Annotated in this window: 9 protein-coding genes; 4 read left to right on the top strand and 5 right to left on the bottom strand. The window is 43.6% G+C overall.

The window, feature by feature from the left end:
- Positions 1 to 1,408: exosortase O (gene xrtO / locus QUA36_RS29900; RefSeq protein ID WP_333460007.1), on the top strand; the 1,408-nt coding region annotated here is incomplete at its 5' end.
- A complete protein-coding gene (locus QUA36_RS29895) occupies positions 1,398 to 4,310 on the top strand; it encodes a TIGR02921 family PEP-CTERM protein (RefSeq protein ID WP_333460006.1) in 2,913 nt (970 codons plus the stop codon). The genes xrtO and QUA36_RS29895, both read left to right, overlap by 11 nt.
- Positions 4,311 to 4,490: 180 nt before the next feature.
- Here the strand turns inward: QUA36_RS29895 and QUA36_RS29890 are convergent, their stop codons facing one another.
- A complete protein-coding gene (locus tag QUA36_RS29890; protein ID WP_333460005.1) occupies positions 4,491 to 4,793 on the bottom strand; it encodes a Rieske (2Fe-2S) protein in 303 nt (100 codons plus the stop codon).
- Between the two features lie 122 nt (positions 4,794 to 4,915).
- Between QUA36_RS29890 and QUA36_RS29885 the strand changes: the two genes are divergently transcribed.
- Both QUA36_RS29885 and QUA36_RS29880 read left to right on the top strand, forming a co-directional pair.
- The gene (locus QUA36_RS29885; protein WP_333460004.1) at positions 4,916 to 5,449 is read left to right on the top strand and encodes a COP23 domain-containing protein; all 534 of its coding nucleotides are present in this window, start codon (positions 4,916 to 4,918) and stop codon (positions 5,447 to 5,449) included.
- 281 nt (positions 5,450 to 5,730) lie between these two features.
- Entirely contained in the window at positions 5,731 to 7,392 is a 1,662-nt protein-coding gene (locus tag QUA36_RS29880; protein WP_333460003.1) for a tetratricopeptide repeat protein, read from the top strand.
- 172 nt (positions 7,393 to 7,564) lie between these two features.
- Here QUA36_RS29880 and QUA36_RS29875 read toward each other — a convergent pair whose 3' ends face one another.
- The 4 genes from QUA36_RS29875 to QUA36_RS29860 all read right to left on the bottom strand — a co-directional run.
- Complete coding sequence (locus QUA36_RS29875) at positions 7,565 to 7,756, bottom strand: hypothetical protein (protein ID WP_333460002.1); 192 nt, start codon at positions 7,754 to 7,756, stop codon at positions 7,565 to 7,567.
- Complete coding sequence (locus QUA36_RS29870; RefSeq protein ID WP_333460001.1) at positions 7,746 to 8,315, bottom strand: zeta toxin family protein; 570 nt, start codon at positions 8,313 to 8,315, stop codon at positions 7,746 to 7,748. The genes QUA36_RS29875 and QUA36_RS29870 overlap by 11 nt, the downstream gene beginning before the upstream one ends.
- Positions 8,308 to 8,661, bottom strand: coding sequence for a hypothetical protein (locus QUA36_RS29865; protein WP_333460000.1), 354 nt, complete (start codon positions 8,659 to 8,661; stop codon positions 8,308 to 8,310). The genes QUA36_RS29870 and QUA36_RS29865 overlap by 8 nt, the downstream gene beginning before the upstream one ends.
- A 24-nt stretch (positions 8,662 to 8,685) precedes the next feature.
- Positions 8,686 to 9,852 (bottom strand): protein kinase domain-containing protein (locus tag QUA36_RS29860; protein ID WP_333459999.1); only part of this gene is annotated, 1,167 nt, incomplete at its 5' end.

Raw genomic sequence — 9,852 nt, 5'->3', positions numbered from 1 at the left:
GTATTTTAAAGTCCCAAAAGCCTTTCGATCCAACTTATTTGCTCGCTACCCCTTGACAGATCAAGACAGTATCTACGGGGGCTACGCCAACGAAGAGGATCGCCCGCCCGGATTTTCGCCAAATTTCGTTTTGAGGCGAGATCCGCTGCTATTAATGTTGGGTGCGGGTATTTGCTCGATCGCCCTTCAGTACATAATTGATATCAAACAAATTACTGTCCTGCTATTTATCCTCGGAACTTACGGGCTGTGCGGCTTATTGGTGGAGCCGAACTTTTGGCAAAAAAACTTGCCCATTGCAGGATTGCTGGCTTGTATTTTACCATTCAACAGTCAGTTTAATAGCGGATTAGGTTTGCCGGCGCGAGTGCTTACTGCTCAGGTAGTAGAACAGTTGCTCTCAATGCTGCACGTTGCGGCTATTTCTTCTTACGATATTATCGTTTTGGAAAACGGCATCGCTCACGTTGACGTGCCTTGTAGCGGCATTAAAACCCTCTTAGTCGGGACGCTATTTTTGCTAGCTGCTACCTGGCTGGAAGGGCGTAAATTGAGCTTAAGATGGCTAGCAGTCGGCGCTGCTAATCTCTTAATGTTGGTGTGTGCTAACGCTGCGCGGGTTGCCGTGTTAGTCCTGGTTTCAGAAGTGTTTAACCAGCCAAACATAGCAGAAATTATTCACGTCCCTCTGGGAATTGTCGGTTTAGTATGTGCTTCTTTTGTGACGTGGTTAATGCTGCAACGAGTACCGAAATTTCAGCCAGAAAAAACCAGCGGTGTTTCTGCAAAACCAAACTCAGAAATTCTGCAAAATCACCCTTTAGCCAAACCAGGAATAATTGCAGCAGTCACAGTTTTGGCAGTAATAGCTCAACTGTCTCATGTAGAAACGTCAAAAATGGCGATCGCACCTTTAAGATTGCCTGAATATATTAAATCAGAGTCGATTCCCCTAAATCCTAGCGAACAAAAATTCTTTGGCAACTATCCAGACACGCAAACACAAAAAATCAGATTTGTTGCCGGCAACTTGCGCGGTTCCATGCTCACAGTAGCGAGCACATCCTGGCAAACTTATCACGCCCCCGAGTTGTGTTTTGCAGCCAGCGGAATTCCCGTCAATCGCATAGAAAAAAAACAACTAACTCCTTCAGTAACAGCGCGCTGGCTGTCTCTCAAAAACGACCAATTATCAGCAGCATACTGGCTGCAATCTGCACAGCTAACTACCGATAACTTCTTGTCCCGTATCGGCAGCGACCTTACCCAAAAAAATCACAATTGGGTGCTAGTTTCCATTTTGTTTGACAGTTCGTTACAAGCAGAAAATCATGAAGTAAAAGAGTTTGCTAGTAATGTATACGATACCGTCAAAAAAAGCTTCCAAGGAGAAATAAATGAAAATTAAACAGGTATTTGATGGACTTGTTAAAACAATTTTTTGGCTGTGGAATTTGACTTTTTTATCGATTGTTTACTTGGGAATTTTGCCGATTATAGGAGGGCCATTAATTAGGGCGACAATCGATGGCATCGTCCCGCTAGAGTTTTCTTTGACGATGGCAGCTACGATCGCAGTACCCACTGTATGTACAGTAATAGGAGCTAGGCGTTTTAGCAAGCAACCCCTACAGCTAATGCGTTGGTTTTACGGCGTAGAAGCACCGCTATTTTTGCTTTGTTTGCTTCGCTTATTCCTGCTACGAGAACTCACTCCAGCTAGTTCTCAAATCATCGCTACTATTGCTTTGTGTATAGCAGCGTTTTCAGTGGAAATGCTGTACGGATATCTGGGTAAAAGAGAAAATGTGCAAACTATTTTCGATTCCCAGAATTCCCATAATAAACAGCCTCATATTTTCAGCTTAATCGGAGAAAAGCGAAGTGCGTGGCTGCAATTAGGATGTCACAGTTTAATGGTAGTAGTTGGTATTTGGGCGGCAACTTTGCTGATTTATTACGCTGTACCTGTGGCATTGTATACACTTTATGGATTCTTCACTGTAGTCATTGAATTTTTCAAGTTTACATGGGTATCAGCATTGTGGGATATCTTTAGAGACGGGGCGTGGATATCGGTTTTAAGCTTGGGTTTAACTTGGATAGGGCTATCCTTGATATTCTTTGGTTTAACCTGTAGCTTATTCGTTGTCATGCCTTCGCTGTACGGCTTTCTCTACATTCATTCCGGGCGGAAAATATGGCAGAGTTTTGCTGCACAATACGGGAAAAATAAAGCGCTAATCGGAAGTTTGGGAGTCATAGCAGCTTGGCTGGCTATTTTCTCGGCTTTGCAGCAGCAGCCACAAGTTGCAGCACTGAAAATGTTGGCGACTCCCCCCGCAAATGACACGGTTCGCCAAACTTTACTAGCCAAGTCTGATATGATTCGATCGGGCTTAGTTAACGCTTATTTGTCCCCTTACCGCTACCTGAGCACTGTAGGAGAAAACAACCACATTTATGAGATATACAAAAATATTTGGATTTTCCCTGACGAAGCGGCTCAAACTTTGCAGAACAGCTATAATTTTTTAATGTCGCCGTTTTTGTATCAAGGCTCTAGTGCTGATGTGGAAAAAGCCGAAAAACTCTACGGCGAATTCTTCGATACGGAACTGCAAAAAGGCGACACAGAAGCAGTAAAACACGCGGTGCAGTCAACATCAAACCGGGAAGAAGCTAAAGCTGGTTTGCTGAATGTCAATCAGGAAAAAGTATGGTTGCAGTCGCAAGAAGTGACAGTCAAAGAAAACGGCGACTGGGCTGACGTTCAACTCTACGAAGTTTACAAAAATCAAACGCCGAACTTGCAAGAAGTATTCTACTACTTTTCGCTGCCGGAAAGCGCCGCAGTTACAGGAGTTTGGCTGGGCGATACTGGCGATTTAAACAAACGTTTTGTATTTACCGTATCGCCTCGCGGTGCAGCCCAGCAAGTCTACAATCAACAGGTAGTAGAAAGAGTCGATCCGGCTTTGCTAGAACAAATTGGCCCCAAACAATACCGCTTGCGGGCTTTTCCAATCCCGGCAAAACGAGAATTTACCCAAACTGACGGGCCAACGGAAATGCACCTGTGGCTTACTTACAAAGTCATGCGCCAGCCGCAGGGTTGGGCTATGCCTATTTTGGCTGAAAAACGCAACATTTTTTGGAACCAAAATACTCGCCGCACGATCGCCGGAAAAGAGGTAAAATACAGCGGGAAAGAAGCAAGAGAAACTTGGCTGCCACCCTTTTTGCCCGCAGCCGCACAGCAACCGCTAACAGCGCAGCAGGCGGTTCTACCGGGAGGAAATATCATTTCTGCTAAGCCGTTGGCTGATGCAAATTACTCGTTACCGCAAGGCAAAAAATTTGCAGTTATTCTCGATACTTCCCGCAGCATGGCGGCGGAAAATAAGCAAGTAAAAGAGACTTTTGAATGGTTGAAAGCTAATGCAGCAGCCAAGAATGCTGTTGATTTGTATATCGCCAGCGCTGCGGGAATGCCACCTAAGTTAGTAGAAAATGTACGCAATTTTGATGCAGCAAAGGCGACATTTTACGGTACAATCCAGCTCAAAGATATGTTGCAACAGTTTGCACAGTTGCGGGGCGATAAAAGTTACGATACTGTATTTTTGGTGAGCGATCGCCACAGTTACGAATTATCGGACGATCGCAAACTTAAACTTTCCATCTCTGCACCCCTATGGACAGTGCATTTGGGAGGTTTGCCCCCCGGCTACGACGACGCAACTTTGAAGGTGATTCAAGATAGTGGCGGCGGAGTTGCTACGGATATGAAAGAGGCGATGCAGCGAGTAGCAACAACAGCAGCTTCGGGCCCATCTACAGTTAGCGTTGTTGACGGCTATGCTTGGAGTTATGCCAAAACGCCGCAGTCGAAAAAGACTGCAAAATCGGCGACAGTCGCAGAGTTAAAAGATAGCGGAAATGAAGGCTTTAAACCGATAGCTGCGCGGCAGTTGATAACTGCACTTAGCAAGCAGAAAAGTTCCAATCAATTGACGCAACTGGATGCAATGCACGCAGTAGCTAAAAATTTCAAAGTGGTGACGCCTTATTCTTCGATGATTGTGTTAGTTAATGACGCGCAAAGGGAGCAGCTAAAAGCAGCGGAAGCTAAGAGCGATCGATTTGACAGAGAGGTAGAATCGGGTAAGGAACAGTTGAGTAAGCCGAATAATCCTCTGAATGTTTCGGGGGTTCCTGAACCGGAAGAATGGCTACTGTTGACGGTAGGTGCGATCGGGCTTTTGGCGGTTTTCCTCCGTCAGCGGCGCGCGAAAATGGTAGGTTGAAAGATGGTTCGGCGGTTGAAACTGCTCCTTGTCAAACAAAGTCTGCCTCCGCAGACTAAGAGAGTGAGGGGGTATTTAAGCCGGACTTGATATCAAATACTAATCTACAGTCGCCTTGAGACGACTTGAGCTATGAGACAGGGGTTTAAACCCCTGTCGGACTTAGCTAATAACGAATAACTAATCTATCTCCACAAAAACCCGATCGCCCTCAATCTTTACCGGATAAGATTCAAGGGCATCGGCTAGTGCATTCAAACATTTACCCGTATCTAACTTGTACTGATACTTATGAAAAGGACAGGTAATGATACCGTTATTTACCTTACCCATGTCGATCGGGTATTCTAAATGAGTGCAAGCATTACGGTAACAAGTGACATTCATGCCTTGACGGTTTAATATCACTGAAGTTTCGTCAACTTTTACCTTCAACACACCCCATTCGGGAACTTGATTTAGCGCTGTTACCTCTACCCACATATAATCTTTCTCGCTTTAAATAAATTATGACAGAATGATAGGCGATCGGCTTGAGAATCCGGGTAAGTTATAAGTTGCAACTTTAGCTGAGCTGTGAGATAATATATCAAAAATTTCTATTTATGAACTTCAAAATCTTGACGGGACTCCTGACAGGGTTAGTTATTTCGGCTAGCACAGCAGCGCTGTTTTGTCAACCCAGCCAAGCGAGAAATAATAGCTTTTTCTGCGCTACTCTCAACAGACAGCCTGTCACCTTCGCTCGCAACTCGCGGGGGAATGTGCCACTCGTCCGCTGGACTTCTAACAACTATTTTCCGCCACCGTGGACGGCCCAAAGACGCTGCCAAGAGGTAGGCATAAGATTTCAGCGCAACTACGACAACGGTACTCTCAAATATATTAACACTGGGACTCTGAACGGAGAACCCGTGGTGTGCGCTGCTGTTAACAAAGACGATGCTTGTACGAATAGGACTTTGCTATTCACTCTCAAGCGGGGGAGCGATGCTGACGCTACGTTGCAGAGATTAATGGATCGTCGCGGCTTAGGGGCTGGATATATACTATCTGAAACTGGGCCTGGTTCTGTTGATGTGGAGAGATATCTGGAGGAGACACCCGTTGAGGAAAATGTTTCTCCTATTTCTCCATAGGCGAGAGAAATCAGCAGCCCGACACGGAGGGACACGGATAGACGGATTTGCGATCGGGCTTTTGGTTGTCCAATACGAGGACTGACGCATAAATACTAAAGAAACCGGGTTTTTTACCCGTGTTAAAGGCTCTCTTGCAGTATTTTCGTAAAAAACCCGGTTTCTGCCTCCATGACTAAATATCTCAAATCTCCAACCTAAAATTTCAAATCAAATCATCCGTGTATCCGTGTCCAAATCCGTGTTGTGCGCTTTCTCTCTCTATTCTTAAACCAAAATCAATGAACTTCTTTAATAAAATTCCCATCGCATTGATTGGTACTGTTGCAACAATTGTCATCGCACAACCAACCGCAGTTTTCGCAATATCTGCTGATGAAGTCGGCAAAATCGCTAAATCAATCACAGTCCTGATTGACAGTAAAAATCCCGGTTCGGGAATAATTATCAAACGCAATGGCAACACTTACACGGTGCTCACAGCCAGTCACGTTTTCAAAGATACTCAAGCTAAATATGAGATTGTCACCCCTGACGATAAGCGGTATTTGCTCAATTACAGCAGTGTCAAAAAACTGCCAAATATTGACTTAGCCTTTGTCGAGTTTACCAGCAGTCAAACTTACAGCGTTGCTAAGATTGGCAACTCGGATTTGGCGACAGAAGGGAAAGCGGCTTATGTGGCAGGATTTCCGAAGACTTCAGCGGCTCTTAATCGTTCGATTTACCAATTCACCGATGGGCGAATTACTGCTAATGCTTCTCGACCTTTAGAAGATGGTTATGCGTTGGTTTATAGTAACAATACGCTGCCGGGAATGAGCGGTGGGCCGGTGTTGAATGAGAATGGCGAGGTGGTGGGAATTCACGGGAGGGCGGATACGAGGGCGGCGGAATCTAGTAGTATTAATCAGAATATTCAAATTGCTAAGACTGGTTTTAATCTGGGGATTCCGATTAATACGAGTTTGAGATTGTTAGCTTCATCTCAAGTGGATTTAGGGGTGAAGGTTCCGAGTGCGCCTGTGGCGGCTGGACCGAAAGCTGATGATTTCTATATTCAGGGTAGGGAGAAATCTCAAAAAGGAGATTATCAGGGTGCTATACAAGCTTTTAATCAAGCAATTGTGCTTAATCCTAACTATGCTGATGCTTATAATAATCGAGCTGCTGCTCGCTATCAACAAAAAGATTATAAAGGTGCGATCGAAGATATAAGCCAATTTATACGAATTAATCCCAACTATGCTACAGCCTACATGGGCAGGGCAATACTTCGCTCTAAATTAGGAGACGAGCAGGGAGCTATTGAAGATCGTAACAAAGCCCTGCGGGTCAATCCAAGTAATGCCGAAGACTATCTAAGTCGAGCGAATGTCCGCTCATACTTAGGAGACAAGCAGGGTGAGATCGCTGATTTGAACGAAGCTTTACGAATTAATCCTAATTATGCCGATGCCTACAACAACCGGGGTCTTGCCCGCCGTGGGTTAGGAGACAACCAGGGTGCAATCGCCGATTTCAATCAAGCTTTACGAATTAATCCTAACCATGCGTATGCCTACCACAACCTAGGAAATACCCACTCTGACGAAGATAATACACCGACTCGACCAACATCTACCACCCTACTCAGTGCTAATAGCTCATTAATACCTGGTAAATCCTCTGTCCTCCCCTCTGATGGAAGTCTGTTCGAGCAACATAACTTTGAAGGCCGCGCCGATCAATCAGTTACAATTACTGTAGAAAGCCGTGATTTTGATACCTACGTCGCCATCTTTGGCCCTGATGGAAAACTGTTAGCAGAAAATGACGACATCAGCAAATCAAATTCCAATTCTTCTCTCACCGTCACCTTACCCGCCAGCGGCCGCTATCGCGTGATTGTCAATGCTTATAAAAAAGGCGAAAGAGGTAGGTACACTTTGACAATCCGCTAGTAGAGAAACGGCATTGTCTTGTCCGGCGCGGGGAGAAAGAAACCGGGTTTTTACCGAATATATGGGCTGCAACGAAAGTATTTTAGTAAAAAACCCGGTTTCCAGCCCCAGCCAATGCTATTATACTGATAATTTGTCATCCTCCCAATTCAAATTCATTGCGAAATAAGGATTAACTATCATTATCTAATTTCAGGGGAGGAATTTGATCGGCAGTTAAAGTAATTACTTTGCCATCTTGCCAAATGCTAATTGATTCCCCTAATTTGCGGTGTTTTTCTATGGCTTTAGCAATACCAATTTTAACTCCGGCATCAATTTTTTGATGGAGTTCTGTTAGGGTAATTTGCGGTTTACGATCCAAGGGTGATTTGGTTCCAGATTGGAGGCTCATAAATATTTTCCTCTTGATTGTTACCGGATGCTGCCACTAATTGAGGTTTACTTTTAGTATTATCATACACCATCCAAGTATCGCATAAAGGTAAATACAAATCTATTAAGTTTTTCCGTCCCCGTTCGTAGCGACGGCGGATAGTATCTTCTGGGATATTGTGGCCCCCACTTTCTACCCGTCGGCGTACCCGCGCAATGGCTAATTCAGGACTTTGCAACCAAAAATAAATTAAGTTGATTTGATAACCTTTAGTTTTACACTCTCGCAAAAATCGGGCAAAATTTCGAGCAGCTAGAGTAGTTTCAAAAGCAAAATCAGCTTCAGCCTTGACTAAAGTTGATAGCCTTTCTAACATTAATCGTCCCGCTTGAATAGCTACAGATTCAGGGTTAAAAGGAGAAAGACCCGCCGCTATTTCATCGGCGTTGACATATTCAAAAACTTCTAGGAAGTAGGGTAAAATTTCCCTAGCGGCGGTGGTTTTTCCAGAACCGTTAGCACCGCCAATAATGTATAAATTAGGCATTTAATAAGTTATTAGTTTCAAGTAAAATCTTCTGTAACTTGCGCGTCCAATCTCCTATCCCCTTATAGCAAAATTCCCAATCGGCCAAATCACTCTCCCACAAATTATTAATCTTTAACTCCAGATTTTCGATAAAAACTTCATCTTCAGAAACTCGCTGGTTAAAAGTGAGATAATCCATCCCATATTTAGCCTGATACTGAGCATTTTTTTGTCTAAGTTCAGTAACTTTTGCGGTAATCTGCTCGATGGTATAGCGTTGGATTGCCAAATCCATAGCCACCTGCAAATCACCCAAAGCACTTAACACTTCAACATATTCATCTTTGATTGATACTGTCACCATAATCTGACAACTGCCTCAATAAATTTATTTGCTGTTTTGAACTTCCAGCGACTTAATCATTTTCTCAACAACGGGCAAAAACTTATCGTATTTCCCCGCTTCCGCCTCATAGGTTATCAAATAAGCCTTGTCATTTTTCATAGTCCAAACATTCAATTTTTTAAACTCTTCATTCCCTTCTTTTGTTGTATAAACAACTCTATACCCGTTTTTACCAGCCAGAGTAGATTCACCCTCTTGAGCTATCTTAGCATTTTTATCTAAATTCAGGATTTCTTGTTTAGATAACTTCGTATATTCATCAAGGGTTTTATTATTCGTCGTAGGTTCTACTGTCACAATCAGCCGTTCCTGAAAGTTATCAGCATCGTTTTCTTTAGGTGAAATAAATTGAACCACATCTTTGGTAACGGCGTTAGACTCTTCTTGTTTAGTCCAATTATCGGGATATTTGATTTTAATACCTTGGGCTGTATTGTCATAACTTGCCAGATTATCGCCAGCCTCCAATCCCAGAATTATTCTAATTTCTGGTGTCAATAATCCTGCTACACCAAATATGACAGCCAAACAAAGCCCAAGCAAATTAATTTTATGATCTCGCGTCCAGTTACTCATTAATGTCAATAAGTTAGGAGATGATACTAGAGTAGAAGATGGTCGAACTCTCCTCAAATTGTTGAGAGCTTGCAACACCTCTGCGGCTGACTGGTAGCGATCGCGAAAATGATAGCGCACCATTTTGTTTAAAATATTAGCAAAACCGGCGCTAACAGGGACGCGATCGCGCCAAATAATTTCACCGTTAGCATCTTTTGGCAACTCGTGAGGAAGTATGCCAGTCAGCCATTCAATGGCAGTCACTCCCACAGCATAAATATCGCTGCTAAAGTTAGGCTGTCCGTTATTTTGTTCCGCTGGCATATAGCCACCTGTGCCGATGCAAATAGTCGGCGGAGTTTGCCCTGTGGTGTTAGCTATTTGAGTGCTAATTTGTTTTACAGCCCCAAAGTCAATTAAGAATATTTTGCCGTCAGAATTGCGCCTCATTAAATTAGCAGGTTTAATATCCCGGTGAATGACTTTGTGCTGCTGAACAAATACCAATATTTCTATTATAGTCATTTCAAATAAGTATGAGACACTAGACTGCACAATAAGCACGAATAATTTCATCAAGAGATGTGCCAG

The organism is Microcoleus sp. Pol10D4 (genome assembly GCF_036701555.1).
Classification (GTDB): Bacteria; Cyanobacteriota; Cyanobacteriia; order Cyanobacteriales; family Microcoleaceae; genus Microcoleus.
The sequence above is the reverse complement of the archived record's forward strand: the minus strand, read 5'-3'. Positions and strand labels throughout refer to the sequence as shown.

What these genes read in the sequence shown, in the direction of transcription:
- QUA36_RS29895 (WP_333460006.1), top strand. Translation starts at nt 1,398, where the DNA reads ATGAAAATTAAACAGGTATTTGATGGACTTGTTAAAACAATTTTTTGG.
- QUA36_RS29890 (WP_333460005.1), bottom strand. Translation starts at nt 4,793, where the DNA reads ATGTGGGTAGAGGTAACAGCGCTAAATCAAGTTCCCGAATGGGGTGTG.
- QUA36_RS29885 (WP_333460004.1), top strand. Translation starts at nt 4,916, where the DNA reads ATGAACTTCAAAATCTTGACGGGACTCCTGACAGGGTTAGTTATTTCG.
- QUA36_RS29880 (WP_333460003.1), top strand. Translation starts at nt 5,731, where the DNA reads ATGAACTTCTTTAATAAAATTCCCATCGCATTGATTGGTACTGTTGCA.
- QUA36_RS29870 (WP_333460001.1), bottom strand. Translation starts at nt 8,315, where the DNA reads ATGCCTAATTTATACATTATTGGCGGTGCTAACGGTTCTGGAAAAACC.
- QUA36_RS29865 (WP_333460000.1), bottom strand. Translation starts at nt 8,661, where the DNA reads ATGGTGACAGTATCAATCAAAGATGAATATGTTGAAGTGTTAAGTGCT.